Genomic DNA, 24,961 nt, shown 5'->3' on the forward strand with positions numbered 1-24,961 from the left:
GATTCCGGGCTCGCGACTGCGTCGCGCCCCGGAATGACAGACGTCGTCAGTGATTATCCCGCGCCACGCCGAACGTGCCGGCGACGTTCTGGTAGCGCGTGGCGAGCTCCATGCAGGCGCCGGTCGATTGCTGGCCGACGGTGTTGCGATAGATCTCCTGCCACGGCGTCTGGTTCGCCGGATGCTTGAAGCCGCCATCGGCCATCAGTTCGGCGTGGCGCTTCTTCACTTCGTCGTCCGAGATCAGAATGTTAGCGCTGCCCTTGTTGAGGTCGATGCGCACCTTGTCGCCGGTCCTGAGGATCGCAAGGCCGCCATTGGCCGCGGCTTCCGGCGAGGCGTTCAGGATCGAGGGCGAGCCCGAGGTGCCGGACTGGCGGCCGTCGCCGATGCAGGGCAGGGACAGGATGCCGCGTTTGATCAGGGCCGCCGGCGGCTGCATGTTCACGACCTCGGCGCCGCCGGGGTAGCCGATCGGGCCGGTGCCGCGGATGAACAGCACGCAGCGCTCGTCGATCTCGAGCGCGGGATCGTCGATCCGCTCGTGATAATCCTCAGGCCCCTCGAACACGACGGCGCGGCCTTCGAAGGCGTTGAGGTCCTTGGGGTTGCTGAGATAGCGGTCGCGGAACTCCTTGGAGATCACGGAGGTCTTCATGATCGCGGAATCGAACAGATTGCCCTTCAGCACCAGGAAGCCGGCGTCCTTCACCAGCGGCTTGTCATAGGTCCAGATCACGTCGTTGTCGGGTTTTGGCGCATCCTTGCAGTTCTCGCCGATGCCGCGGCCGTTGACGGTGACGGCGTCCTCGTGGATGCGCTTGTGCTTCATCAATTCGCGCACCACGGCGGGCACGCCGCCGGCGCGGTGGAATTCCTCGCCGAGATAGAAGCCCGCCGGCTGCATGTTGACCAGCAGCGGCACGTCGTGGCCGACTTTCTGCCAGTCCTCGATCGTGAGCTCGACGCCGATGTGGCGGGCCAGCGCGTTGATGTGGATCGGCGCGTTGGTCGAGCCGCCGATCGCCGAATTGATCACGATGCAGTTCTCGAACGCCTTGCGTGTCAGGATGTCCGAAGGCTTGAGGTCTTCCCAGACCATCTCGACGATGCGTTTTCCCGTCTCGTAGGCGATCTGGCCGCGCTCGCGATAGGGGGCGGGGATCGCCGCGCAGCCCGGCAGCGAGAAGCCGAGCGCTTCGGCGAGGCCGTTCATGGTCGACGCCGTGCCCATGGTGTTGCAATGGCCGACCGAGGGCGCGGAGGAGGCCACGATCTCCATGAACTCTTCATAGTCGATCTCGCCCGCGGCGAGCCGCTCGCGCGACTTCCAGACGATGGTGCCGGAGCCGGTGCGCTCGCCATTGTGCCAGCCGTTCAGCATCGGCCCGCCCGACAGCACGATCGCGGGCAGGTTCACGGTTGCCGCCGCCATCATGCAGGCGGGCGTGGTCTTGTCGCAGCCGGTGGTGAGCACGACGCCGTCCAGCGGATAGCCGTAGAGGATCTCGACCAGGCCGAGATAGGCGAGGTTGCGGTCGAGCGCCGCGGTCGGGCGTTTGCCGGTCTCCTGGATCGGATGGGTCGGGAATTCCATCGCAATGCCGCCGGCCTCGCGGATGCCTTCGCGGACGCGGTGGGCCAGCTCGAGATGGTGACGGTTGCAGGGAGAGAGGTCGTTGCCGGTCTGGGCAATGCCGATGATCGGCTTGCCGGACTGCAGCTCGGCGCGGGTGAGGCCGTAGTTTAGGTAGCGCTCCATATAAAGCGCGGTCATGCCCGGATTATGTGGGTTGTTGAACCATTCCTGCGAGCGAAGGTGGCGGCGAGAGCCGTTGCCGGCGGGGGCATGCCCATTGGTTGGCTTTTTTGTCATTGGTTTCTCCTGCAATGCAAACGCACTGGCTTCCGTCCTTGGGCTGTCGGCTTGTGCGATGCCCAACGGCGCGAATGATGGATCGCTGGCCCGCTGGCGGGTCGTTTCCTCACAATTCCGATACTAGTCATGGCTACTTGGTAACGCTACCATTTTGTTCGCCGCACCCGCGCCCGAGCCGGCTGGCCTGCTGTCCGAATGGCGCGACGCCGAGCTTTGCCGCTCGATCACCTTGAAGCCGAGATCGAGCACCGGCTGCTCCGGACGCCGTCCGTCGATCGCCTCGATCAGCATGGTGGCGGCCGTGTTGCCCATCTCGTAGCGGTTGGTGCGCACGCTGGTGAGGGTGGGCACCGCGGAGGCCATGAATTCGAGATCGTTGAAGCCGACGATCGCGATCTGGTCGGGGACCGTGATCTCGCGGCGGCGGCATTCGAACAGCACGCCGAGCGCGAGGTCGTCATTGGCGCAGAACACCGCGTCGAGGTCGGGCTCCCGCGCCAGCAGATCGGTGAACAGGGCGCCGCCGAGCGTCACCGAGGTCGGCGTCGCCGTGGTGACGACGAGTCGCTGCTCGAACAAGGCCGCGTCCTTCATGGCCGAGACGTATCCGTCCAGTCGTCGCTGCACCCGCGGATCCATGCGCGCACCGACGAAGCCGATCTTGCGGCGGCCCTGTTCGAACAGGTGCGCAACCGCTGCGCGGGCTGCATCATAGTGTGAAAAGCCGATCATCATGTCGACCGGATCGGGGCCGATCTCCATGATCTGCACGATCGGGCAATCGGCGGCATCCAGCATTGCACGCGATTCCGCGGTCTGGTCGATGCCGGTGACGATCAGCCCGGCCGGCTTCTGCGCGAGAAACAGGCGCAGCAGCTTCTCCTCCTGGAGAATACTGTAGCGCGTGTTAGACAATTGGATCGAGTAACGGCTGCCTTCGGACGCGTCGTAGATGCCGCGCAGCACGTCCGAGAACACGTTGTTGGTGAGAGAGGGAATCAAGACACCGATGACCTCGGTGCGTTGCGAGGCCAGCGCGCGCGCCGCAAGGTTCGGCACATAGCCAAGCTCCTTGGCCGCGCTCTCGACCCGCGTCCGCTTGGCGACCGACAGGGCTTCCGGATTACGAAAGAAACGGGACGCCGTAATCGGGCTGACGCCGGCAAGCTCGGCGACTTCCGCCAGCCGGATTTTGCCTGACTTGGTGCGTTTTCGAACCATTTGCTGCTCTTAACACAGTCAGTCCCGCAAACAAAGGAACGTTGACAGCGCTACCAGCAACGACTAACCAAAGACAAATTGCCAAAACCGCACAAACTGCCGACAATGTTGCCCGCTACGGTCGGGCTTCGTTTGGCGAAGTCTGAAAAAACAAGACGGTCGCGGCGCGAGAGGCGCCGTGGACTTTCGAGGAGGGAGCTAGATGTCGTCTGTGCAAATCCGCGACGTGCGGAAATCGTTCGGCAATTTTGAAGTCCTGCACGGCGTGACTGTACCGATCGAGGATGGCCAATTCGTCGTTCTGGTCGGCCCCTCCGGCTGCGGCAAGTCGACGCTCCTGCGCATGCTCGCGGGTCTCGAGAACATTACCTCCGGCACGATCTCGATCGGCGACCGCGTCGTCAACAATGTCCAGCCCAAGGAGCGGGACATTGCCATGGTCTTCCAGAACTACGCGCTCTATCCGCACATGACCGTTGCCGACAACATGGGCTTCTCGCTGAAGCTGCGGAATGCCGGCTCCGACGAGATCAACAAGCGCGTCAAGCGGGCTGCCGAAATTCTCGCACTGACGCCGCTGCTCGATCGCTATCCGCGCCAGCTGTCGGGCGGTCAGCGCCAGCGCGTCGCGATGGGCCGCGCCATCGTGCGCGACCCCCAGGTCTTCCTGTTCGACGAACCCTTGTCCAACCTCGACGCCAAGCTGCGCGTCGCCATGCGCACCGAGATCAAGGAGCTGCACCAGCGGCTGAAGACGACGACCGTCTACGTCACCCACGATCAGATCGAAGCCATGACCATGGCCGACAAGATCGTCGTCATGCATGACGGCATCGTCGAGCAGATGGGCACGCCGCTCGAGCTGTACGACAGGCCCGACAATCAGTTCGTCGCCGGCTTCATCGGTTCGCCCGCGATGAACTTCCTGAAGGGACATGTGCGCACCAACGGCGTTGCGACCTTCGAGGGGCCGAACGGCGTCAAGCTGCCGCTCAAGACCGCGCCCGCGGCGTCCGACGGCCGTCCCGCGGTCTACGGCGTGCGGCCCGAGCATTTCACCATCGCCGACGACGGCGCCGAAGCCGAGATCATCGTGGTCGAGCCGACCGGCTCGGAAACGCAGGTGTTCGCCAAGATCGGCGGCGAGCAGGTCGTCGCGGTGTTCCGCGAGCGTCACCAGTTCAATCCGGGTGACAAGATCCGGCTGAAGCCCGACCCGTCACTGGTGCACTTGTTCGACGAGGCGACGGGAAAACGCCTGAACGCGTAGCGTGAGTTTTACTTAAGACAATAAAAAAGCATCACAGGGAGGACGACATGCAAGACTTTACCCGCCGGACTCTGCTTCAGGGCGGAACGGCACTGGCTGCAACCGGCATGCTCACCGGGCCGGCACTCTTCGAGTTCGCAAAGGCCTGGGCGCAGAGCTCGCCCTGGAAGGCGGAGCCCGGTGCAAAGCTGACCGTGATGCGCTGGAAGCGCTTCGTGCCGGCTGAGGACGATGCGTTCAACGCGATGGTGGCGGCCTTCAAGGCCGCGACCGGCACCGAGATGAACGTGTTCAGCGAGTCGTTCGAGGACGTGCAGCCGAAGGCCTCGGTTGCGGCCAATACCGGCTCGGGGCTCGATCTTGCCTGGGGCTTGCACACGCTGCCGCAGCTGTTCCCGACCAAAGTGCTGAAGATGAATGACGTCGCCGACTACCTCGGCAAGAAGTACGGCGGCTGGACCGATGCGGCGGCCAAGACCTGCAAGCAGGGCAACGACTGGCTCGGCATTCCCGTCGCAACCAACGGCGGTTACATGACGTACCGCAAGTCGGCGCTCGAGAAGGCGGGCTTCAAGGAATTCCCGAAGGACTTCCCCGGCTTCCTCGAGATGTGCAAGGCACTGAAGAAGAACAACACGCCGGCCGGCTTCGCTCTCGGCCATGCCTCGGGCGACGGCAATTCGTGGCTGCATTGGGTGCTGTGGGGTCACGGCGCCTACACGGTCGACCAGAACGACAAGATCATCATCAATTCGCCGGAGACGGCGAAGGCGCTGGAATATTGCAAGGCGCTGTACGACAGCTTCATTCCCGGCACGGCGTCCTGGAACGATTCCTCCAACAACAAGGCGTTCCTCGCCGGCGAGCTCTATTGCACGGCGAACGGCATCTCGATCTACGTCGCCGCCAAGACCGATGCGAGCAAGAAGGAGCTCGCCGAGGACACCTATCACGCGCTCTGGCCGGTCGGACCGGTCGGCAAGCCGACCGAGCTGCAGCTTGCGCTGCCGATCCTCGCGTTCAACTTCACCAAATATCCGAACGCGGCGAAGGCCTTCGTCGCCTTCATGCTGGAGAAGGAGAACTACGAGAAGTGGCTGGATGGCGCGCAGGGCTATCTGACGCAGACCCTGAACGGCTATGAATCGGCACCGATCTGGAAGGCCGATCCCAAGAACGAGGTGTTCTCGCAGGCGTCCAAGCGCACGCTGCCGGCGTCCGGTATCGGCACGGTCGGCGAAAAGGCGGCAACGGCAATCGCCGACTTCATCGTCGTCGATATGTTCGCCAATTACTGCACCGGCACCAAGGATGCGAAGGGCGCGATGGCGGAAGCCGAGCGCCAGCTGAAGCGCATCTATCGCTGAAGATCACGGAGCGGGCGGCAGTCGTGCCGCCCGCTCGTCAACATTTCGATCAGGGATATCGGGCATGGCTGATGTCGCAATTCCCCGGGCCAAGCCTCAGATGAGCGAGGACAGCGCCTGGACCCAGCTCAAACACAACCGCAACTGGCTCGGCTTCTGGTTCATGGTGCCGGCCATGGCCTTCCTGATCTTCTTCCTGGCCTATCCGCTGGGGCTTGGCATCTGGCTGTCCTTCACCGACACTCGCATCGGCAGGGTCGGTCACTTCGTCGCCACCGAAAACTATGAATGGTTGTGGGACGATTCCATCTTCTGGCTGTCGGTGTTCAACACGCTGCTCTACACCTTCGTCGCCAGCGCCCTGAAATTCGCGATCGGACTCTATCTCGCGCTGCTGCTGAACGAGAACATGCCGTTCAAGGCGATGCTGCGCGCGATGGTCCTGATCCCCTTCATCGTGCCGACGGTGCTTTCGGCATTGGCATTCTGGTGGATCTTCGACTCGCAATTCTCGATCATCTCCTGGTCGCTGAGGCATCTTGGTCTGATCGATCAAAACATCAACTTCCTCGGCGACACGACCTGGGCGCGCATTTGCGTGATCTTCGCCAATATCTGGCGCGGCGTTCCGTTCGTGGCGATCACGCTGCTCGCAGGCTTGCAGACGGTATCGCCGTCGCTCTACGAGGCCGCAACGCTCGACGGCGCCACGCGCTGGCAGAATTTCCGGTTCATCACCTATCCGCTGCTGACGCCGATCATCGCCGTCGTGATGACCTTCTCGGTGCTGTTCACCTTCACCGACTTCCAGCTGATCTGGGCGATGACCCGCGGCGGCCCCGTCAACGCCACCCATCTGATGGCGACGTTGTCCTACCAGCGCGCGATCATCGCCGGACAGCTCGGCGAGGGCGCGGCGATCTCCAGCGCCATGATTCCGTTCCTGCTCGCTGCGATCATGGTGTCATGGTTCGGCCTGCAGCGTCGCAAGTGGCAGCAGGGGGAGAACAATGACTGATCTCCGCATTGTGCCCGTATTTTTTGCGCGAACGCGGCAAGCCCCTCGCGCGCTGCCGCAACTGGCAACAGGGAGAGAACAATGACTGATCTTCCTGCCTCGAAAGTGGATCTCAAGACCGTCCTGGCGACGTCGGCGCGCGTCGATAACAGCGAGGGCATGAGCTATCTGCAGTCGGTGCCGCGCCGCATGGTGACGCTGTACCTGCCGCTCACGATCATCGTCGTGGTGCTGTTGTTTCCGTTCTACTGGATGGCGCTGACCTCGGTGAAGCCCGACGATCAGCTGCTCGATCTCGACAGGTTCAACCCGTTCTGGACCTGGAATCCGACCTTCAAGCATTTCCACAAGCTGTTGTTCGAGAGCTACTATCCGCACTGGCTCTGGAACACCATGTACGTGGCGATCTGCGCCACGATTCTCTCGATCATCGCATCGGTGCTCGCGGCCTACGCCATCGTCCGCCTGCGCTACAAGGGTGCCAATCTCGTCGGCGGGCTGATCTTCCTCGCCTATCTGGTGCCGCCGTCGATCCTGTTCATCCCGCTGGCCACCGTCGTATTCCAGTACGGCCTGTTCGACTCGCCGCTGGCGCTGATCCTGACCTATCCGACCATCCTGATCCCGTTCTCGACCTGGCTCTTGATGGGCTATTTCAAGACCATCCCGTTCGAGCTCGAGGAATGCGCGCTGATCGACGGGGCGAGCCGCTGGCAGATCCTGATCAAGATCGTCCTGCCGCTCGCCATCCCCGGCCTGATATCGGCCTTCATCTTCTGCTTCACGCTGTGCTGGAACGAGTTCATCTACGCGTTGACGTTCCTGCAGTCGACCAGCAACAAGACGGTGCCGGTCGCGATCGTCAACGAGTTCGTGGACGGTGACATCTACCGCTGGGGTTCGCTGATGGCGGGAGCCTTGGCCGGCTCGCTGCCGCTCGTCATCCTTTACGCCTTCTTCGTGGAGCATTATGTGTCCGCGATGACCGGCGCCGTGAAGGAATGATCGCGGGGCTGCCTTAAGAGCGCGCCAGGAGCGGTGCGCTCCAGGCCAATAAGAAGGAGTTGAGCTCTTGCACATTCTGGTTCTCGGCGCCGCCGGCATGGTCGGCCGCAAGCTCTGTGAACGGCTGCTGCGCGACGGCCGGCTCGGCAAGAGCGACATCACGAAACTGACCATGCATGACGTGGTCGAGCCGAAGAAGCCGGAGAAGGCCGGTTTCCCGGTCGAGACGGTGTCGGGCGATTTCGCAGTCCCCGGCGCGGCCGAAAAGCTGATCGCCGGCCGCCCGGATGTGATCTTCCATCTCGCCGCCATCGTCTCCGGCGAAGCCGAGCTCGATTTTGACAAGGGCTACCGCATCAATCTCGACGGCACGCGGATGCTGCTCGATGCCATCAGGCTCGTCGGCGGCGGCTACAAGCCGCGCGTGGTCTTCACGTCTTCGATCGCGGTGTTCGGCGCGCCGTTCCCGGATGCGATCGGCGACGAGTTCTTCCACACCCCGCTGCTGAGCTACGGCACGCAGAAAGCGATCGGCGAGCTGCTGCTGGCCGACTATTCGCGCCGCGGCTTCCTCGATGGCATCGGCATCCGCCTGCCGACCATCTGCATCCGGCCCGGCCTGCCCAACAAGGCGGCGTCGGGCTTCTTCTCCAACATCCTGCGCGAGCCGCTGGCCGGCAAGGAAGCGGTGCTCCCGGTGTCCGAGGACGTTCGTCACTGGCACGCCACGCCGCGCTCGGCCGTCGGCTTCCTGCTCCACGCCGGCACCATGGATCTCGCTGCCGTCGGCCCGCGCCGCAATTTGACCATGCCGGGCCTGTCGGCCACGGTCGGCGAGCAGATCGCGGCGTTGAAGCGGGTTGCGGGCGACAAGGTCGCCGCGCGCATCAAGCGCGAGCCCGATCCCTTCATCGTCGGCATCGTCGGCGGCTGGCCGCGCAATTTCAACGCCAAGCGGTCGCTCGAGCTCGGCTTCACCACGGCCGAGAAGACTTTCGACGACATCATCCGCATTCACATCGAAGACGAGCTCGGCGGCAATTTCGTCGCCTGATCTCCGACAGAGCGGGCCCTGGTGATGGCGAGCGTTGCTTGCATCGGCGAATGCATGGTGGAGCTCAGGCAGGCGCAAGGCGGCGCGTCTGCCGGGCAGGGGGGCGGCCTTTACTCACGCGGCTTCGGCGGCGATACCCTCAACACCGCCGTCTATCTGGCGCGGCTCGAGGTCAAGGTCGACTATCTCACCGCGCTCGGCGACGATGCTCTCAGCGATGAGATGATCGCCGCCTGGAACGCGGAGAATGTCGGCACCAGACGCGTCGTGCGGATCCCGGGCAAGCTGCCCGGCCTCTACATGATCCAGACGGATGCGAAGGGCGAGCGCCAGTTCTTTCACTGGCGCGACAGCGCGGCGGCGCGGCAGCTGATGTGCCTGCCGGAGACCGACGAGCTGCTCAATTCGCTGATGAGCTACGACATCGTCTATCTCTCCGCGATCACGCTCTCGATCTACGACGCTTCGGGGCGCGATCGCCTGTTCGCGGCGATCAAGCGCGCGCGCCTGCTCGGCACCCGCTTCGTGTTCGACACCAATTTTCGCGCGCGGGGCTGGCCGGACCGCGACGTCGCGCGCGAGGTGTTTGCCGCAGCCTTCGCGGCCGCCGACATCGTGCTGACCTCGACCGAGGATCTGCTTGCGCTCTATCCCGCCGAGAGCAATGACCAACTGATGGCGCGCATCCCGACGCCCGAGCTGGTGTTCCGCCTCGCCGAGCCGGTCAGCCTGCTGCGCGTTCCCGGGGCTACGCACGAGGTCCGCGCCGAGCCCATGACCAAGCCCGTGGTCGACACCACGGCGGCCGGCGATAGCTTTGCCGCCGCCTACATTGCCGCCAGGCTCGCCGGTTCCGATCCGGTCGAGGCCGCCCAGGCCGGGCATCGCCTCGCCAGCCTCGTGATCTGCTATCCCGGCGCCATTATTCCAGGCTATGCCATGCCGCCGAAGAAGCGGCACCGGCCGGCGGCCACGCGCCAAGCGACCAAGTAAAGCGAAAAGATCCACGAGATGCCCACTGCTGCCCAACAGAACCACCTCGTCGCGCTGTTCAAGGCGGCGACCGTCATTCCCGTTCTCACCATCGAGCGCATCCAGGACGCAGTGCCGCTGGCGCGTGCGCTGGTCGCCGGTGGCGTCCGCACGCTGGAGGTGACGCTGCGCACCCCCGTTGCGATCGAGGCGGCGCGGGCGATGATGGCCGAAGTGCCCGAGGCTGTCGTCGGCATCGGCACGGTCCTCAATCCGGCCGACTTCACCCGTGTGGAGAAGCTCGGCGTCGCGTTCGCCATCAGCCCGGGCCTGACCCCCGACCTCCTCAAGGCGGCCGCCCATAGCTCCTTGCCGTTCGCGCCGGGCATAGCCACGGCGTCCGAGCTGATGATGGCGCTGTCCCATGGCTTCGACGTCGCAAAATTCTTCCCGGCCGAGCAGGCCGGCGGCATCAAGGGCCTGCGCTCCCTCGGCGGTCCGTTCCCGAACGTGCGGTTCTGCCCGACCGGCGGGGTCGGTGAGGCCAATGCGGCGAGCTGGCTGGCCGAGCCGAACGTGGTCTGCGTCGGCGGTTCCTGGCTGTGCCCGGCGGCCGAGGTCAGGGCCGGGAACTGGGCCGGCATAACTGCCATCTGCCAGCGCACCCTCGGGGCGCTTAAACCTGCGTGAAGTCTTGCCATCCCTGCGCTAAGACTTAGGTCAGCAAGAGACCGCCAGGGAGAAAAGACCATGACCGCCAGCATCGTCGGATGGGCGCATACGCCGTTCGGCAAGTTCGACACCGAGACCGTCGAAAGCCTCGTCACCCGCGTCGCCAACGAGGCGATGGCCGATGCCGGCATTTCGGCCGGCGATGTCGACGAGATCGTGCTCGGCCATTTCAACGCCGGCTTCTCGGCGCAGGATTTTACCGCCTCGCTGGTGCTCCAGGCCGACCCGAAGCTGCGCTTCAAGCCGGCCACCCGGGTCGAGAACGCCTGCGCCACGGGCTCGGCCGCCGTCCATCAGGGCCTGCGCGCGATTGCCGCGGGCGCCGCCAAGATCGTCCTCGTCGTCGGCGTCGAGCAGATGACCCGCACCCCGGGGCCGGAGATCGGCAAGAACCTGCTGAAAGCGTCCTATCTGCCCGAGGACGGCGACACCGTCGGCGGCTTTGCCGGCGTGTTCGGCAAGATCGCCAGCTCCTACTTCCAGAAATACGGCGACCAGTCCGACGCGCTGGCGCTGATCGCGGCCAAGAACCACAACAACGGCGTCGCCAATCCCTTCGCCCAGATGCGCAAGGATTTCGGCTTCGACTTCTGTCGCGCCGAGAGCGAGAAGAACCCTTACGTCGCAGGTCCCCTGAAGCGCACCGACTGCTCGCTGGTTTCCGACGGCGCCGCGGCGCTGGTTCTGGCCGACGCCGAGACCGCCAAGAGCATGAGCAAGTCGATCGGCTTCCGCGCCACCGCGCACGCCCAGGATTTCCTGCCGATGTCCAAGCGCGACATCCTCCAGTTCGAGGGCTGCACCGTCGCCTGGCAGCGCGCTCTGGAGAAGGCCGGCGTGACGCTGTCCGATCTCTCCTTCGTCGAGACCCATGACTGCTTCACGGTCGCCGAGCTGATCGAATACGAAGCGATGGGCCTGACGCCGAAGGGGCAGGGCGCCCGCGCCATCAAGGAAGGCTGGACGCTCAAGGACGGCAAGCTGCCGGTCAATCCGTCCGGCGGCCTGAAGGCCAAGGGCCATCCGATCGGCGCCACCGGCGTTTCCATGCATGTGATGACCGCGATGCAGCTCGCCGGCCAGGCGCCCGAGGGCATGCAGCTCAACAACGCCAAGCTCGGCGGCATCTTCAACATGGGCGGGGCCGCGGTCGCCAACTACGTCTCCATCCTGGAGCCGCTGAAATAGGCTCTTGTAGGGTGGGTTAGCCTGCGGCTGCGCGAAGCGCAGGTGCCGGCGTAACCCACCTCTTTCGTCTCCGCGGAGACAGAGTTGGTGGATCACGCATGCGGCTAAGTCCACCCTACGACCTTTGCGCTAGATCATGGTGGGCCGGCCAGCGGCCCTTAAAGCTCCTGATTGATTTGCGGGGAATGCATCATGAGCAATGACTACGAAGACTCTCTCTCCCTCGACGCACTCAACGATCGCATCGCGATCCTCGAGGACAATATCCGCCAGCTCATCGAGCAGGCCGCGGCCGCCTCGGGCGAGCAGAACGAGTCGCGTATCGCCGACCGGATCAGCCAGCAGAACGACGAGCTTGACCGGCTGCTCAAGATCCGCGAATCCCGCCAGAAGAAATAGCGTCCGGTAACGCCGCGCGGCGCATGCGGCCATACGCCGGCCGCCCTTGTGCGCGCGGCCTCGCTGCCTTTAGCTGGACCCAATCGCGGGGCCGCGCCTTGGCTCCCGCGCAATCGGGAGCGAACGATGGGGCCGCTGAAGGGCGTCAAGGTCGTCGACATGACCACCGTGCTGATGGGGCCCTATGCGACCCAGATGCTCGGCGACTATGGCGCCGAAATCATCAAGGTGGAATCGCTCGACGGCGACGTCACCCGGCTGATCGGCCCGATGCGCCACGCCGGCATGGGCCCGGTGTTTCTCAACACCAATCGCAGCAAGCGCTCGATCTGTCTCGACCTGAAGAAGCCCACGGGACGCGAGGTCGTGCTGAGGCTGCTGAAGGACGCCGACGTCCTCGTCTACAACGTCCGCCCGCAGGCGATGGCGCGGTTGCAGCTGGGCTACGACGTCGTCTCCGCCATCAATCCGCGCCTGGTCTATGCCGGCGTGTTCGGCTTCGGCCAGGACGGGCCGTACGCGGCAAAACCCGCCTATGACGATCTGATCCAGGGTGCCACGGCTCTGCCGGCGCTGATGGCGCAGACCGGCGACGGCGTGCCGCGCTACGTGCCGAATGCGCTGGTCGACCGCATCGTCGGCCTCACCGCCGTCGGCGCGATCTGCGCCAGCCTCGTCCATCGTGACCGCACCGGGCGCGGCCAGCGTCTGGACATTCCGATGTTCGAGACCATGGCCGGCTTCGTCATGGGCGACCATATGGCCGGCCTCACTTACGAGCCGCCGCTCGACAAGGGCGGCTATGCCCGCCACCTCTCGCGCGACCGCCGCCCTTACAAGACCTCGGACGGCTATCTCAGCGTCATCGTCTACAACGACAAGCAGTGGGAGAATTTCTTCAAGGCGACGGGACGCGACGACCTGCGCGCCGATGCGAAATTCGCGACCTTCGCCGGCCGCGCCGCCAACATCGACGTCGTCTATGCCGAGCTTGCCCGCATCTTCGAGACGCGCCCCACGGCCGAATGGATCGACCTGCTGACCAAGGCCGACGTCCCCGTCATGCCGATGCACGACCTCGGCTCGATCCTGCACGATCCGCATCTGGAGGCGACGAATTTCTTCCCGGTCGTGACCCACCCGACGGAGGGGCCAATCCGCAGCATGAAGGTGACGGCAAGCTGGTCGGAGACCGAAGCCGAGCCGGTGCGGCTGGCACCGCGACTGAATGAGCACGGCGCGGAGATCCTTCGCGAGATCGGCTACTCGGCCGATGAGATCGCCGCCATGGTGCGCGACGGCGTCACGCGCGCGGCGCCGGAGTAGGGAATGACGATAAATCTCTCATCCGTCATTCCAGGGCGCGCCCACCTCGGCGCGAGCCCGGAATCCATCTGTCCTCCGCACACGCGGCGCGATGGATTCCGGGTTCGGCCCTTCGGGCCGCCCTGGAATGACAGCGGAGAGAGAGCATGAGCTTCATCACCGGCGTAGGCCTCACGCCCTTCGGCAGACACGAAGGCGCATCCTCGCTCGACCTGATGAGCAAGGCCGCGCAAGCCGCGCTCGACGATGCCGGGCTGAAGCGCAGCGAGATCGACGGCATCCTCTGCGGCTATTCCACGGTCTCACCGCACATCATGCTCGCGACCGTCTTCGCCGAACATTTCGGTATCCGCCCGTCTTACGCCCACGCCGTGCAGGTCGGCGGCGCCACCGGGCTCGCGATGACGATGCTGGCGCATCATCTCGTGGAAGCCGGCGTTGCGCGCCACGTACTCGTCGTCGCCGGCGAGAACCGTCTCACCGGGCAGAGCCGCGACGCCTCGATCCAGGCGCTGGCGCAGGTCGGCCATCCCGATTACGAGGTGCCGCTCGGGCCGACCATTCCCGCCTATTACGGCCTCGTCGCAAACCGCTACATGCACGAATACGGCGTGACCGAAGAAGATCTCGCTGAATTCGCCGTGCTGATGCGCGCGCACGCCTGCACCCATCCCGGCGCGCAATTCCACGATCCCATCACGATTGCCGACGTCATGGCCTCCAAGCCGGTGGCGATGCCGCTCAAGCTGCTCGATTGCTGCCCGGTGTCCGACGGCGGCGCGGCCTTCGTCATCAGCCGCGAGCGGACCGGGGACGCGGGCGTGCGCATCCGCGGTTGCGCCCAGGCGCATACGCATCAGCATGTCACGGCCGCGCCGGCGCTGAGTGAACTCGGTGCCGAGATTTCGATCGCGCGCGCCAAGCAGGCCACGGGCCTAGCGATCTCCGATGTCCGCTACGCCGCGATCTACGACAGTTTCACCATCACGCTCGCGATGCTGCTGGAAGACCTCGGCCTTGCCGTTCGGGGCGAGGCGGCGGCGCAGGTGCGTGCGGGTCATTTCGGCCGCGATGGTGCGATGCCGTTGAACACCCATGGCGGGCTGCTCAGCTATGGCCATTGCGGTGTCGGCGGCGCGATGGCGCATCTGGTCGAGGCGCATTTGCAGATGACGGGGCGGGCGGCGAATCGCCAGGTGCGCGACGCCTCGATCGCCCTGTTGCATGGCGACGGCGGTGTGCTGTCGTCGCACGTCAGCATGTTCCTGGAGCGCGTGCGATGAGTGAGCCTGTGGCAGACTGGACCGAGGGCGAGGAGGCCATCACCTACCAGGCCTGCACCTCATGCGGGCATGTGCAATATTTTCACCGCGCCTTCTGCGCGGCGTGCGGCGAATCGAATCCGCGCGAGCTGCGCGCCAGCGGCAAGGGTAGAGTTTACGCCACCTCGCTGGTCTGCCGCGCCGCTACGCCCGAGACGCGGGCGCACGTGCCCTACAACATCCTGCTGGTCGATTGCGCCGAGGGATTTCGCATGATGGCGCACGGCGAGAATGACCTCGCCATCGGCGATTCGGTCGTTGCGAGCTTCAAGCTGTTCGCCGGAAAGCTCGTGCCGTTCTTCGCCAAACAGAAATAGTGAGATTGGGATTGCCGTAGCCCGGATGGAGCGAAGCGTAATGGGTCCTCACCTCGCTGTTGGACTTTCCCGGATTGCGCTTCGCTTCATCCGGGCTACGGAGCAACGATGGGATTCGTCATTCGGGGGCGGTCCTGAGAGACCGAGCCTGGAACGGGAATTCTGGGCCTGGCCTGTGCGAGAGCCACCCCGGAATGACGAAAACTCTCACACAACGCTGACTAACGCCCGTAGAACAAGATGCTGGCGATGACCAGCATCGCCGTCACCGCCAGCATATGCGCGAGCGCTCCCGAGGCCGCCCCCTTGGTGGCTTCCTTCATGCCGTTTTCTCCCTAGACTTGGGCGTGACTCATCGTTGTGCGGCAAGCGCACCCGACGGCCAATTGTTTTACTCGGAACACCCCACTTCTCGAGTACTCACCGCGATGTGTCCCCACACGGCGAATATCGACTGTCTCAAGGTCGATCAGCAATGCGGCGGCATTTTGACTCGATGATGTTGCTCCGGCGTCGGTGCAAGAATAGAGTTTCAGGGAAATCTCGCCGGTACCTACAAAAAGCATCAAAAACTCAGGGAAAACTTCAGGAAAATCATGGCCCGCATTCCGTACAGCGACCCGTCCAAGGCATCAGACCGCACCCGCGAGATCCTCGAAAAGAACCGCAATGCCAATATCTTCCGCATGATGTCGCACTCGCCGAGCTATTTCGAGCAGTACTGCCGGCTCGGGGGCGCGATCCGCCACAAGGGCGAGCTCGATCCTGTCGTCCGCGAGCTCGCGATCACCCGCACCGGCATCTTGTGCGAGGCGCCGTACGAGATCGTCGCGCACAAGCGCATCGGCAAGAATGTCGGCGTCACTGACGAGCAGAACGAGGCGCTCGAGAATTGGCAGGCCGCGACCTGCTTCAACGAGGTGCAGCGCGCCGCGCTCGCCTTCACCGACGAGATCGTGAAGCTGAAGAAGCCGACCGATGTGACCTTCAAGGCGATCGCGTCGAAGCTGACGCCGGCCGCGCTGGTCGAGCTGCAGCTCTCGGTCGGCTTCTACATCATGACCTCGAAATTCCTGGAGACTTTCGAGATCGACCTTCAGCCTGTTACCGAAGTGGTGGGCTGAGCCGACAGAAACGGCGAGGGATGCCGATGACGATCGACGAATATGCGGCCTGGGCTGCGACCATCGCGAAGGTCGATGAGCATCCGTCCAACGAGCGGTTGTCCTATCTCGGTCTCGGCCTCGCCGGTGAATCCGGCGAGGTCGCCGACCACATCAAGAAGCTGCTGCGCGACGACTGGCTCGACAAGGCGGGTCTGGTCGATGAGCTCGGCGATGTCATCTATTACTGGGCCTGCCTGTGCGCGGCCACCGGCCAGCAGCCGTCCGAGCTGCTGGAAGCCAGCGCAAGGAAGATCAAGCGGCGGCTGAGCGAGGCGGCGAGCCGCTGAGCAAACGTGTACGTTCGCGGGCGACAGTCCCTCCGCAGGGTCATGCCCGGGACAGGCCCGGGCATGACGACCTCTGGTGAATGAGGCCGCTCACGTCGACGTCAGAATATCCACCTTCGCATTGGCGACGATCAGGCGGTCGGCAAGCAGCTGCGCGAGATTTCGCATGACGCGCTCGCTGGCGTGCGGGTGCTGCTTGCGGAAACGCTCAAAATCCTTCAGCGGGACCTCGAACGCGGTCGCCGCCATGTCGGCGAACACGTCGGCCGAGCGCGTCGTCTCCAGCAGCGCCATCTCGCCGAAGGCCATGCCGGCGGTCAGCGTCGCCAGCCGCACGCCGTCGGGCAGCGTGACATGCACCGCGCCGCTGCGCAGGAAGAACAGGGAGGAGGCGGGATCGCCCGTGGTGATGATCTTCGCGCCGGCCTGAAAGGTCCGGATCGTGCAGATCGAGGCGAGATCCGTCAGCTCTTCTTCGTTGAGGCCTTCGAGCAGCGGCTGCTCGGCAAGCTCGGTGGTCTCGTGGAAATCGATCGAGCCGCCATAGCGGTAGACAATCTGGTCTTCCGCCCATTCGATCGCGGTATCTAGCAGGTAGAAGTCGCGGACGTTCTTCAGTTCGGCGGTCCATTCGCGCAAAGAGTCCCATTCCCTGGACGCACGCCTGACGCCGGACAGCACGACCGTGACATTCAGTGCGGCAAGCTCCTCGAACGCTTCGGCAACGAGCCGCGCCCCGGCGCGGGTGGTCGAGGTGACGCGATGCAGGTCGAACACGACGATCTGCGGCCGCGGTTGCCCCGCCAGCCTGCGCGTCACGTAGTCGACCGCGGACAAGGACAGCACGCCGACCAGCTCGATCACGCGTACTGCCTGGTCGTGCGCGGCCAGGATCTCGCGCTCCTGCGCCCGGCGCACGCGGCGCGACGGGCTCTTGCCGATATCGTAATCGGCGATGACGGCGTTGCGGGCATCGTCGCTGCGGTTGAGCATGTGCAGGTCGTAATGCGCCGACAGCGCCTCGCAGACCTTGATGCCGCGCACGCTGTTGCCGTGCTTGTCGAGCTTTGGCGAGTAACTGCCGAGACCGAGTCGAGCGGGCAGCGCCGCCAGGATGCCGCCGCCGACGCCGCTCTTGGCGGGAATGCCGATCCGGTAGATCCATTCGCCGGCATAGTCGTACATGCCCGACGAGGTCATCACCGAGAGCGCGCGCGAGATCGCGTATGGCGTCAGCACCTGCTCGCCCGTGACCGGATTGACGCCGCGATTGGCCAGCGTTGCCGCCATCACCGCGATGTCGCGTGCGGTCACCAGCACGGCGCATTGCCGGAAATAGACGTCGAGCACCGCGGCGACGTTGTCTGAGATCACCGCGTTGGTCTTGAGCAGATACGCGATCGCGCGGTTGCGGTCGCCGGTCTGGCTTTCGGAGGCGTAGACGGCTTCGTCCACATCCAGATCGCGTCCGGCAAAGCGGCCGAGGGCGAGCCGGATTCGCTCGAAGGCCTCCGCGCCCTTGCTGTCGTAGATCAGCCCGGTGCAGGCGATCGCGCCGGCATTGACCATCGGGTTGAACGGATGGTTCTCCGCATTGAGCCGGATCGAGTTGAAGGGATCGCCGGAGGGCTCGACACCGATCGCGCTCTCAACCTTGCCGGCGCCGAGCAGGTCCAGCGCCAGCGCGAACACGAACGGTTTTGACATCGATTGGATGGTGAAGGGCACCCTGGAATCGCCGACCTCATAGACATGGCCGTCCAGCGTAGCCAGGCTGATGCCAAAATAGGCAGGGTCGGCCTTGCTCAGCTCGGGAATGTAATCGGCGACACTGCCCGAGGTTTCGGCAGAGAATTCGTTGAGGCAATTGTCCAGAAACCGCAGCAAAGGCGGCTTCGAGCGGGTCCAGGCGGTGGCAAGAGGCGAGAGAGGTGTCATCGCCTCACTTGTGCAACGCAATCAGGGAGCGCGCAACCCGTGCGGCACCATGGTCTGCCGCCGGACCAGCAGCAGGGCGAGCAGAGCCGTCGGCGCCAGGATCGCAAGTCCCAGCAGCGTCACCTGCAGCTGCGACAGCGGCATGATCCCGCCGCCAGGCGTCGCCACCACGAAGCCGCCGATCACCAGCAGAACGCGGATCGGCCATTCCAGGCTGCCCGTCCCGCGCAAGTCACCGACGAAGGGCTGGTAGCCCTGAATGCCACCGCAGATGAACAGCGTCCCGAATGCCGCGAGCCCCATCAGGCCGAACCCGGCCAGATACGGGCTCGGCCCCTGCAGCACCAGCGCCGGATTGAGCACGAAGAAGAACGGCAGGAAATAGATGATGCTGCCGACCCACATCGATTCCCAGCCCGTCTTCATCGCCGGGGAGCCGGCGATGCCTGCGGCGGCGAAGGACGCGATCGCGACCGGCGGGGTGATCGACGACAGCATGCCCCAATAGAAGATGAACATGTGCACCGCCATCCTGTTCAGCCCGAGCTTCTCCAGCGCGGGCGCGACCAGGATGGCGAGGAAGATGTAGCAGGCCGTCGTCGTCAGCCCGAGGCCGAGGATCAGGCTGGTGAGGGCGCACATCGCCAGCAGCAGGAAGGGATTGTCGCCTGCAATATGCAGCAAGTCGTTGGCGAGGCTCGACACCACGCCCGTCATCGAGAACGCGCCGATCAGGAGGCCACAGCCGGCGAGGATACCGACGAGCTCGACGAAGGTGCGGCCGTTGACCTCGAGGAATTTGCCGATGGTCGCGAACGTCCAGCGCGTATCCTTCGAGAAGAACTGGTTGAGCACCAGCAGCAGCGCGGTGGCATAGAACGGCGCGTGGCTCTCGCGCTTGAAGTAGAGCAGCATCACGATCAAGAGCGCGATGACGAAGACGTAGTACCAGCCGTCCTTGATCGTATCCATGATGCGCGGCAGCTCGGCGCGCGGAATGCCCTTCAGCTTGTGGCGGGCGGCGTAGGCGTCGACCTGCATGAAGAGGCCGACGTAGTAAAGCACCGCCGGAATGATCGCGGCGAGCGCGACGTCGGCGTAGCTGACGTTGAGGAACTGCGCGATCACGAAGGCGGTTGCGCCCATCACCGGGGGCGCCAGCACCGCGCCGGTCGAGGCGCAGGCCTCGATCGCGCCGGCATAGGAGGCGCGAAAACCGCTCTTCTTCATCACGGGGATGGTCATGGTGCCGGCGGTCAGCACGTTGGAGATGATCGAGCCGGACATCATGCCGAGCAGGCCGCTGGCGAAGATGCAGACTTTTGCCGCGCCGCCGCGGAAGGTGCCGCACAGCGCGAAGGCGAGGTTGATGAAGAACTTTCCGGCGCCGGTCATCATCAGCGCGGTGCCGAACACGAGGAAGCCGATCACGGTGTCGGCAAAGGCCTGGATGGGAATCCCAAGCAGGCTCTCGCCCGACAGCACGTGATAGGCGGTCGCCTGTTCGATCGTCGATTGCGTGCCGCGGAACGGTCCGAGCCAGCCGGACTCCGCAAACAACGGGTAGACGGTGAAGGGGAGAACGCTCAAGAGCAGGCTCCAGCCGCCGGTGCGGCGCAGCGCTTCCATCAGCATCACCCACATCACGAGCCCGGCGGCGATCACATTGTTCGGTGCACCGCCGAATTCCCAGCCGGCTTCCGCCGCCTTGCGCACGTTCGACATCAACAGCAGCGCCGCGGCGAAGGTCACGACGAACAGGACGAGATCATACCAGGGAATGCGGTCGAGCGGCGCGCGCTCGGTACCGGGGAAGATCAGGAACGTGAACGGCAGCATCAGCGCGATCAGGAGATAGAAATACTCCGTGTTGAGCTGGGTATAGCCGACGAAGAATCGCAGCGAGAATTGCTGGTTGATGCAGAGCAGGATGGTCGCCGCGGTCGCGGCCACCAGCATCCAGCGCCAGGCGCCGCGAAGCGCGCGCACGCGCGTGACCTCCGCTTCCTGCATGTTAGCGGCGGCACCGTGCGGATCGTCGAACACAATCCGCTTGGGCGCGTCTTGCGGGGCGGTGGAGGTGGAAGCAGAAGGCATCATCGATCCCGCGCGTGGGCAGTTGAATGCAGATTAAGCGAACGGCCGTTGTTTGAATCGGTCGGGCCGCGGGCTCCTTAACCTCTCCCGCTTGCGGGAGAGGTCGGCGCGCAGCGCCGTGTGAGGGCTCTTGCCCCTTGAGGAATCGCAATGCGGAGAAACCCTCTCCCGCAAGCGGGAGAGGGAGCGCACTTCTCGCGGAGCCGCGATCGGGCGCAATAACATCGCGTTCTATTCCTCGAACCCGTTCGTCATGTCAGCCTTCGCAAGCGCAGCCGCGCGCGCCTTCATCCAGCCCGCGAGAAACGCCTTGTCGTCCGACGGCGGACTGGACTTGCCGTAATCAGCCCACGCCGCGCCGAGTACCTCCTGCCGCTTGATCAGCTTGTTGTTGTGTGCCTCCTGCGCATCGCTCCATTGCCCGGCTTCCTTCAGTGCCTTCACCGAGCCAGGATGCACCGGCACCACCCAGTTCTTGGTCTGGCGGTCGGCGGCGAGGCCGCCGGCGCCCGGTGCGGAATCCTTGTAGGCGTCGTAGTTCACGATCATGGCCTTGGTCATCGCATAGACCTGATCGGCCGGCTGCGACGCGTAGGTTACGAAGATCGGGTAGGGGTAGTTGCCGAGTTCGACGGGTTTCTCCGGCGAGATGCCGGCGCCACAGGTCGCGACCTGCGGGAAGAAGAACGAGCCGACCTTCTGCATCCGCGCCCAGCCCTCCTTGTCCTTCGCGGGCAGCGGCGGCCAGATCAGGCCGCGCGGCGAGGTCTCAGCCTCCTTGGCGGGGCCGGTGATGGTGGTGCCGAAGGCGGCATCGACGTCGTTGTTGATCAGGCCTTTCCACATCGCGCCGTAGCTTGCGAACTCGACAGCCTTGACGTCCTTCTGCGTCAGGCCGGCGAAGGCGAGCACGGCAAGCGAGTTCTGGTTCAACGCCGGCGAGCCGACCACGAAGCCGACACGCTTGCCTTTGAGGTCTTTCAGCTCCTTCACGCCGGTGTCGGCGGCGACACCGAGCGAGCCGCAATTGCAGTCGACGGTCGAGAGCAGGATCTGCAGCGGCTGCGGGCCCCATTCCTTCGCGCCGAACTCGAACACGCCCTCTTGCGCGAAATAGGTGCCCGATCCCATCGCCGCGGATGCCGCGCGCTTGGCACGCAGCGGCGCAAGGCGCGCGACGTCGTTGCCTGCGGGGAGCACGCGCACGTCGGTGCCGTATTTGTCCTTCATCATCTTGCCGACGCCGACGGCGATGTTGAAGCCCGCTGTTCCGGTGTCGTAGGCGGTGAAAGTCAATGTCGCCGGCAACTTGACGTCTTCGGCGAACGCGTAGCGTGTAGACGCAAAAGAAATGCCTGCCACCAAGGCAGGCGCGAGTATGAGCAGCCCACGAAGCATGTTTTCCTCCAATGATCCTCGCTTTGCCGCGAAGATTTTCTTTCTTTGTTTGAAACAACGTTTTGTTTGCAGCAGATCATGTCACCGCCATCAAACGATGGCAACGCCGTACCGCGCATGCGGGGATGAAGCTGACAGATTGTCGCGCAATTGACGGAGAGAATGCTCAGCTCGCGACGATCGCGATCGCCTGTCCCTCGGCAACGATGTCGTCGAGTTTCACCAGAAGTGACGTGATCGTGCCATTCGCGGGCGAGGGCACCGGTATCTCCATCTTCATCGCTTCGACCACCACAATTTCATCGCCATCCGCAACGGTTCCTCCAACTTGCACGGGAGTTGCGCAGACACGTCCCGCGACTTCGGTGACGATCTTAATTTCTGGCATGCCATCGCCTTTTTGTTGTCGTCGCAAAATGCCTGAGGTAGCGTCGTCTGCAAGTGGAATTTAATTCCGCAGAGCGGAACAGACGGTAGGGAACATGGGACGACGATCCGAGCGGTTGAGTAGGCAAGGCGTGCTCGCTGGCGATGCCGGTGAGGGAGATGTCATCCAGGTGGTCTCGCGCGCGTTCGACGTGTTGCGATGCTTCGAGGGCCACGAGGCGAGACTCGGCAATCTCGAGATTTCAAATCGCTGCGGCCTGCCGCGCTCGACGGTGTCGCGGCTCACGCACACGCTGACGCGAATGGGGCAACTGGTTTACCTGCCGCGCGATCAGAAATATCGCATCGGCCCGAGCGCGGTCGCGATGAGCGCGACGATGATGAAGGGCGCGCAGCTGCGCAGCATGATCCGGCAGCGACTGCAGGACGTCGCCGAGCAATTGCCGGGAACGGTCGGCTTCGTCGTTCCGGATCGCTTCCATCTCGTCTATCTCCTGTTCGCGCGCTCGGCGACCGCACTCGGTCTGCACGAGGGCACCGGCAGTCGCATCTCGATGGCCTCGACGGCCGCGGGCGCGGCCTACACCGCGGCCTTGTCGCCGGAAGTCGGCGATGCCTTCATCGCGGAGATGGAGCGCGAAGCGCCCGAGGCTGCGAAGATCCTCAAGCCCCGCATCGAGGCGAACAGGCAGTCGCTGCGTGAGCGCGGCTATGTCACGGCCTGCGGCCTGTGGAGCCCGCACATCAACGGACTCGCGGTGCCGATCTGGTCGCCGCAGTACCAGACCTTCGTGGTCATCACGATCGGTCTTCTCTCGTCGATGTACGACGAGGAGCGGCTGCACGCCGAAGTCGCACCATTGATGCTCGAACTCGGTCGCTCGCTCGGCAGTCTGGTGGAAGGCGCGGAAGGCGACGTCTTCAACAACCGCATCCCGCGTAAACCGGTCGCAATGGCCGTGCACAACAATAACAAGCCGATCCGTTCGGAGGGAGTGAATGAACTGGAAGCCGGAACTCGACGAGCTCGCCCGGCGCGAAGCCTTCGCGCGGGAGATGGGCGGCGTTGACAAGGTCAAGCGACAGCATGACCAGGGCCGGCTGACTGTTCGGGAGCGTATCGACAAGCTGATCGACAAAGGCAGCTTTCACGAGATCGGTGCCGTCTCCGGCATCGGTGAATACGATAGCAGCGGCGAGTTGCAGAAATTGACGCCGGCGAACTGCGTGTTCGGCCGGGCGCGCGTCGACGGGCGCACCGTGGTGGTCGTCGGCGACGATTTCACCGTCCGCGGTGGTTCGGCTGATGCGTCGATCTCGGCAAAGCCGTTGATGGCGGAGGAGATGGCGCACGACTTCCGCCTGCCCATCGTCCGCATCATCGAAGGCTCCGGCGGCGGCGGCTCGGTCAAGACCATCGAGACCAAGGGAGCAGCCAATTTGCCGGGAGGCATCGGCGGCACGCGCTGGTACCGCTTCACGACGGAGAACCTGTCGCGTGTGCCGGTGGTCGCACTTGGCCTCGGCTCGGTGGCGGGCCTGGGGGCGGCGCGCCTTGCCGCCAGCCACTATTCGATCATGACCCGGAAGTCCGCGATGTTCGTCGCGGGGCCGCCTGTCGTGAAGGCGCTGGGGCAGGATCTCTCGAAGGAGGAACTCGGCGGCGCCGACATCCAGACCCGCGCCGGCGCGGTCGATCATGCCGTCGATACCGAAGAAGAAGCGTTCGCCTGCGCGCGGCGTTTCCTGTCTTATCTGCCGTCGTCGGTCTATGAGCTGCCGCCGACCTTGCCCTGCGCCGACGATCCCGAGCGCAGCGAAGACGCGCTGATAAAGGCGGTGCCGCGCAACCGCAAGCAGGTCTACAAGATACGGCCGATCGTCGAGTCTGTCGTGGACAAGGGCTCGTTCTTCGAGGTCGCGAAGAATTTCGGCAAGCCCATCATCGTCGGCCTGGCGCGGCTCGAGGGCAGGGCGGTGATGGTGCTGGCCAGCGACAGTTTTCACTATGGCGGCTCCTGGACGGCGGATGCCTGCCAGAAGGTGGTGCGCTGGGTCGATTTCGCCGAGACCTTCCACCTGCCGATTGTCTATCTCATGGACTGCCCCGGCTTCATGATCGGCCTCGATGCCGAGAAGGCGGCGACCATCCGCCACGGCGTGCGCGCCATGGCCGCGGTAAACCAGACCACCGTGCCTTGGTGCACCGTGATCCTGCGCAACGCGTTCGGTGTTGCCGGCGTCGTGCACCAGCCGGCCGACCGCTTCTCGATCCGCTACGCCTGGCCCTCGGCCTATTGGGGCTCGCTGCCGCTCGAGGGCGGCATCGAGGCCGCCTATCGCGCCGACATCGATGCGGCCGAGGACAAGGCGGGCAAGCTGGAGGAAATCCAGGAGCGCCTCAACAAGCTGCGCTCGCCGTTCCGCTCGGCCGAGAAATTCTGGGTCGAGGAGATCATCGATCCCCGCAAGACCCGCTCGCTGCTGTGCGAGTTCGCGCGGCTGGCGGAGCCGCTGCGAAAAGCGGGGCCGCCGGAGAACATGACGATCAGGCCGTGAGGTTCGGCTGCTGGTGCGGCTGCGCGGCATCTTGCCGGGCAGCTTGCATCGTGACCTCC

At 64.5% G+C, this 24,961-nt stretch carries 22 protein-coding genes; 16 read left to right on the forward strand and 6 right to left on the reverse strand.

What is annotated here, in order from left to right:
• Nucleotides 1-46: 46 nt before the first annotated feature.
• Complete coding sequence (locus AC0WRY_RS14140) at nt 47-1,876, reverse strand: IlvD/Edd family dehydratase (RefSeq protein ID WP_211418103.1); 1,830 nt, start codon at nt 1,874-1,876, stop codon at nt 47-49.
• Nucleotides 1,877-1,999: 123 nt separating this feature from the next.
• Nucleotides 2,000-3,100, reverse strand: a complete 1,101-nt coding sequence (gene gntR, locus AC0WRY_RS14145) for an HTH-type transcriptional regulator GntR (protein WP_194407560.1) — start codon at nt 3,098-3,100, stop codon at nt 2,000-2,002.
• Nucleotides 3,101-3,302: 202 nt separating this feature from the next.
• Between gntR and AC0WRY_RS14150 the strand changes: the two genes are divergently transcribed.
• The 14 genes from AC0WRY_RS14150 (at nt 3,303) to AC0WRY_RS14215 (ending at nt 16,523) form a co-directional block, all read left to right on the forward strand.
• Nucleotides 3,303-4,370: an ABC transporter ATP-binding protein gene (locus AC0WRY_RS14150; RefSeq protein ID WP_194407561.1), complete on the forward strand. Its 1,068-nt coding sequence runs from the start codon at nt 3,303-3,305 to the stop codon at nt 4,368-4,370.
• Nucleotides 4,371-4,417: 47 nt separating this feature from the next.
• Complete coding sequence (locus tag AC0WRY_RS14155; RefSeq protein ID WP_194407562.1) at nt 4,418-5,737, forward strand: ABC transporter substrate-binding protein; 1,320 nt, start codon at nt 4,418-4,420, stop codon at nt 5,735-5,737.
• 100 nt (nt 5,738-5,837) lie between these two features.
• Nucleotides 5,838-6,755 (forward strand): carbohydrate ABC transporter permease, encoded by a 918-nt coding sequence (locus tag AC0WRY_RS14160; protein WP_018319834.1) that lies wholly within the window; start codon nt 5,838-5,840, stop codon nt 6,753-6,755.
• A gap of 81 nt (nt 6,756-6,836) precedes the next feature.
• Nucleotides 6,837-7,760: a carbohydrate ABC transporter permease gene (locus tag AC0WRY_RS14165; RefSeq protein WP_194407564.1), complete on the forward strand. Its 924-nt coding sequence runs from the start codon at nt 6,837-6,839 to the stop codon at nt 7,758-7,760.
• A gap of 67 nt (nt 7,761-7,827) precedes the next feature.
• Nucleotides 7,828-8,814 carry a D-erythronate dehydrogenase gene (gene denD, locus AC0WRY_RS14170; RefSeq protein WP_491123260.1) on the forward strand — a complete coding sequence of 329 codons (987 nt, stop codon included), beginning with the start codon at nt 7,828-7,830 and terminating at the stop codon, nt 8,812-8,814.
• 24 nt (nt 8,815-8,838) lie between these two features.
• Entirely contained in the window at nt 8,839-9,807 is a 969-nt protein-coding gene (locus AC0WRY_RS14175; protein ID WP_194407566.1) for a sugar kinase, read from the forward strand.
• Between the two features lie 18 nt (nt 9,808-9,825).
• Entirely contained in the window at nt 9,826-10,476 is a 651-nt protein-coding gene (eda, locus tag AC0WRY_RS14180) for a bifunctional 4-hydroxy-2-oxoglutarate aldolase/2-dehydro-3-deoxy-phosphogluconate aldolase (protein ID WP_194407567.1), read from the forward strand.
• Between the two features lie 60 nt (nt 10,477-10,536).
• Nucleotides 10,537-11,706 (forward strand): acetyl-CoA acetyltransferase, encoded by a 1,170-nt coding sequence (locus AC0WRY_RS14185; protein WP_491123261.1) that lies wholly within the window; start codon nt 10,537-10,539, stop codon nt 11,704-11,706.
• A 192-nt stretch (nt 11,707-11,898) separates the two neighbouring features.
• Complete coding sequence (locus tag AC0WRY_RS14190) at nt 11,899-12,105, forward strand: hypothetical protein (RefSeq protein WP_194407569.1); 207 nt, start codon at nt 11,899-11,901, stop codon at nt 12,103-12,105.
• Between the two features lie 126 nt (nt 12,106-12,231).
• Nucleotides 12,232-13,431: a CaiB/BaiF CoA transferase family protein gene (locus tag AC0WRY_RS14195; RefSeq protein WP_194407570.1), complete on the forward strand. Its 1,200-nt coding sequence runs from the start codon at nt 12,232-12,234 to the stop codon at nt 13,429-13,431.
• Between the two features lie 146 nt (nt 13,432-13,577).
• Complete coding sequence (locus AC0WRY_RS14200) at nt 13,578-14,714, forward strand: thiolase family protein (RefSeq protein WP_194407571.1); 1,137 nt, start codon at nt 13,578-13,580, stop codon at nt 14,712-14,714.
• Nucleotides 14,711-15,070: a Zn-ribbon domain-containing OB-fold protein gene (locus AC0WRY_RS14205; protein WP_194407572.1), complete on the forward strand. Its 360-nt coding sequence runs from the start codon at nt 14,711-14,713 to the stop codon at nt 15,068-15,070. The genes AC0WRY_RS14200 and AC0WRY_RS14205 overlap by 4 nt, the downstream gene beginning before the upstream one ends.
• 596 nt (nt 15,071-15,666) lie before the next feature.
• Entirely contained in the window at nt 15,667-16,194 is a 528-nt protein-coding gene (locus tag AC0WRY_RS14210; protein ID WP_194407573.1) for a carboxymuconolactone decarboxylase family protein, read from the forward strand.
• Between the two features lie 26 nt (nt 16,195-16,220).
• The gene (locus AC0WRY_RS14215; protein ID WP_194407574.1) at nt 16,221-16,523 is read left to right on the forward strand and encodes a nucleoside triphosphate pyrophosphohydrolase family protein; all 303 of its coding nucleotides are present in this window, start codon (nt 16,221-16,223) and stop codon (nt 16,521-16,523) included.
• 90 nt (nt 16,524-16,613) lie between these two features.
• On the opposite strand, the gene glsA is transcribed toward AC0WRY_RS14215, so the two are convergent.
• From glsA to AC0WRY_RS14235, 4 genes are all read right to left on the reverse strand, one after another.
• Nucleotides 16,614-18,461: a glutaminase A gene (gene glsA, locus AC0WRY_RS14220; RefSeq protein ID WP_194407575.1), complete on the reverse strand. Its 1,848-nt coding sequence runs from the start codon at nt 18,459-18,461 to the stop codon at nt 16,614-16,616.
• Nucleotides 18,462-18,482: 21 nt separating this feature from the next.
• Nucleotides 18,483-20,558, reverse strand: coding sequence for a TRAP transporter permease (locus AC0WRY_RS14225; protein ID WP_194407576.1), 2,076 nt, complete (start codon nt 20,556-20,558; stop codon nt 18,483-18,485).
• A gap of 231 nt (nt 20,559-20,789) precedes the next feature.
• Complete coding sequence (locus AC0WRY_RS14230) at nt 20,790-21,956, reverse strand: TAXI family TRAP transporter solute-binding subunit (RefSeq protein WP_194407577.1); 1,167 nt, start codon at nt 21,954-21,956, stop codon at nt 20,790-20,792.
• Between the two features lie 166 nt (nt 21,957-22,122).
• Nucleotides 22,123-22,344, reverse strand: coding sequence for an acyl-CoA carboxylase biotin carboxyl carrier protein subunit (locus AC0WRY_RS14235; protein ID WP_194407578.1), 222 nt, complete (start codon nt 22,342-22,344; stop codon nt 22,123-22,125).
• A gap of 94 nt (nt 22,345-22,438) precedes the next feature.
• Between AC0WRY_RS14235 and AC0WRY_RS14240 the strand changes: the two genes are divergently transcribed.
• Both AC0WRY_RS14240 and AC0WRY_RS14245 read left to right on the forward strand, forming a co-directional pair.
• Entirely contained in the window at nt 22,439-23,413 is a 975-nt protein-coding gene (locus tag AC0WRY_RS14240; protein WP_491123262.1) for an IclR family transcriptional regulator, read from the forward strand.
• Nucleotides 23,343-24,902 carry an acyl-CoA carboxylase subunit beta gene (locus AC0WRY_RS14245; protein ID WP_194407580.1) on the forward strand — a complete coding sequence of 520 codons (1,560 nt, stop codon included), beginning with the start codon at nt 23,343-23,345 and terminating at the stop codon, nt 24,900-24,902. Before AC0WRY_RS14240 ends, AC0WRY_RS14245 begins: the two co-directional genes overlap by 71 nt.
• Nucleotides 24,903-24,961: the final 59 nt, after the last annotated feature.

The sequence above is a fragment of the Bradyrhizobium sp. T-12 genome (assembly GCF_058314695.1).

Excerpts from the sequence above, each read along its gene's own strand:
- AC0WRY_RS14160 (WP_018319834.1), top strand. The coding sequence starts at position 5,838 with ATGAGCGAGGACAGCGCCTGGACCCAGCTCAAACACAACCGCAACTGG.
- AC0WRY_RS14200 (WP_194407571.1), top strand. The coding sequence starts at position 13,578 with ATGAGCTTCATCACCGGCGTAGGCCTCACGCCCTTCGGCAGACACGAA.
- glsA (WP_194407575.1), bottom strand. The coding sequence starts at position 18,461 with ATGACACCTCTCTCGCCTCTTGCCACCGCCTGGACCCGCTCGAAGCCG.
- AC0WRY_RS14175 (WP_194407566.1), top strand. The coding sequence starts at position 8,839 with ATGGCGAGCGTTGCTTGCATCGGCGAATGCATGGTGGAGCTCAGGCAG.
- AC0WRY_RS14155 (WP_194407562.1), top strand. The coding sequence starts at position 4,418 with ATGCAAGACTTTACCCGCCGGACTCTGCTTCAGGGCGGAACGGCACTG.
- AC0WRY_RS14150 (WP_194407561.1), top strand. The coding sequence starts at position 3,303 with ATGTCGTCTGTGCAAATCCGCGACGTGCGGAAATCGTTCGGCAATTTT.
- AC0WRY_RS14205 (WP_194407572.1), top strand. The coding sequence starts at position 14,711 with ATGAGTGAGCCTGTGGCAGACTGGACCGAGGGCGAGGAGGCCATCACC.
- AC0WRY_RS14215 (WP_194407574.1), top strand. The coding sequence starts at position 16,221 with ATGACGATCGACGAATATGCGGCCTGGGCTGCGACCATCGCGAAGGTC.
- AC0WRY_RS14245 (WP_194407580.1), top strand. The coding sequence starts at position 23,343 with ATGAACTGGAAGCCGGAACTCGACGAGCTCGCCCGGCGCGAAGCCTTC.
- AC0WRY_RS14230 (WP_194407577.1), bottom strand. The coding sequence starts at position 21,956 with ATGCTTCGTGGGCTGCTCATACTCGCGCCTGCCTTGGTGGCAGGCATT.
- AC0WRY_RS14210 (WP_194407573.1), top strand. The coding sequence starts at position 15,667 with ATGGCCCGCATTCCGTACAGCGACCCGTCCAAGGCATCAGACCGCACC.
- AC0WRY_RS14225 (WP_194407576.1), bottom strand. The coding sequence starts at position 20,558 with ATGCCTTCTGCTTCCACCTCCACCGCCCCGCAAGACGCGCCCAAGCGG.
- AC0WRY_RS14185 (WP_491123261.1), top strand. The coding sequence starts at position 10,537 with ATGACCGCCAGCATCGTCGGATGGGCGCATACGCCGTTCGGCAAGTTC.
- AC0WRY_RS14190 (WP_194407569.1), top strand. The coding sequence starts at position 11,899 with ATGAGCAATGACTACGAAGACTCTCTCTCCCTCGACGCACTCAACGAT.
- eda (WP_194407567.1), top strand. The coding sequence starts at position 9,826 with ATGCCCACTGCTGCCCAACAGAACCACCTCGTCGCGCTGTTCAAGGCG.
- AC0WRY_RS14165 (WP_194407564.1), top strand. The coding sequence starts at position 6,837 with ATGACTGATCTTCCTGCCTCGAAAGTGGATCTCAAGACCGTCCTGGCG.
- AC0WRY_RS14195 (WP_194407570.1), top strand. The coding sequence starts at position 12,232 with ATGGGGCCGCTGAAGGGCGTCAAGGTCGTCGACATGACCACCGTGCTG.
- gntR (WP_194407560.1), bottom strand. The coding sequence starts at position 3,100 with ATGGTTCGAAAACGCACCAAGTCAGGCAAAATCCGGCTGGCGGAAGTC.
- AC0WRY_RS14240 (WP_491123262.1), top strand. The coding sequence starts at position 22,439 with ATGGGACGACGATCCGAGCGGTTGAGTAGGCAAGGCGTGCTCGCTGGC.
- AC0WRY_RS14235 (WP_194407578.1), bottom strand. The coding sequence starts at position 22,344 with ATGCCAGAAATTAAGATCGTCACCGAAGTCGCGGGACGTGTCTGCGCA.
- AC0WRY_RS14140 (WP_211418103.1), bottom strand. The coding sequence starts at position 1,876 with ATGACAAAAAAGCCAACCAATGGGCATGCCCCCGCCGGCAACGGCTCT.